A 762-nucleotide genomic window follows, 5' to 3' on the forward strand; every position below is an offset into this window, starting at 1 on the left:
GGGCTCGCTGCAAGTCCGCTTTCTTGCTTTTCAGCCTGCGCTGGGCGAGTTCAGATAAGATTTCCGGATCCTCTTCACCGGCAATCATCGCTTCAATCATGGCGCGCCCAGATTTGCCAAGTACGTTCCTTGCTACAGAGGACAATTTAATATTGGCTCCTTCAAGAACCTTTTGAATGCGGTTGATTTCCCGAGCCCTCTCTTCAATAAGGCTCCGGCGGTAGCGGATGAGTTCCCGAAGTTCCCTTTGATCGCGGGAAGGAATATAGCTGCCTTGTAAAAGACCATGTCGAAGCAAACCGGCAATCCATTCCGCATCTTTAACATCGGTTTTGCGTCCAGGCACATTCTTCATATGCTTGGCGTTTACTACCAGAGTCTGGATCTCCTCCAGTTCCAGCAGGTTATAAATAGGCTTCCAAAAAGAGCCGGTGCTTTCCATTGCTACATGAGTGCAGCCTTTGTTTTTAATCCAGTCTACCATTGAAATGAGGTCGTCCGTCATCGTTGAAAATGTGCGAATCTTTTTCCCCTCGGGAGTGATGATGCAGGCCACGACGGTCTTTTTATGAACGTCAAGGCCACAGCAATGGGTGTAGACAACTTCCACTTGCTATCCCTTTCTACGGTGGTGGTTTTGAAGGGCTGGTGCAACAACCATTTGGGGTTATTCTATCCTGCGTGCTCACCATAAAGGGGCAACAATCTGTGGTGCACCTGGTCGTTGGGATCTGTCTAAGTCACGGGCTCGCAGCACCAAGG

Annotated in this window: 1 protein-coding gene; it reads right to left on the reverse strand. The window is 49.6% G+C overall.

What is annotated here, in order from left to right; translation table 11 throughout:
* The coding region (locus IT084_RS17645) for an IS110 family transposase (RefSeq protein ID WP_195714185.1) at window positions 1–610 on the reverse strand (610 nt) is incomplete at its 3' end.
* Window positions 611–762: the final 152 nt, after the last annotated feature.

The sequence above is a fragment of the Desulfallas sp. Bu1-1 genome, from assembly GCF_015594625.1.
GTDB lineage: Bacteria > Bacillota > Desulfotomaculia > Desulfotomaculales > Desulfallaceae > JADNRQ01.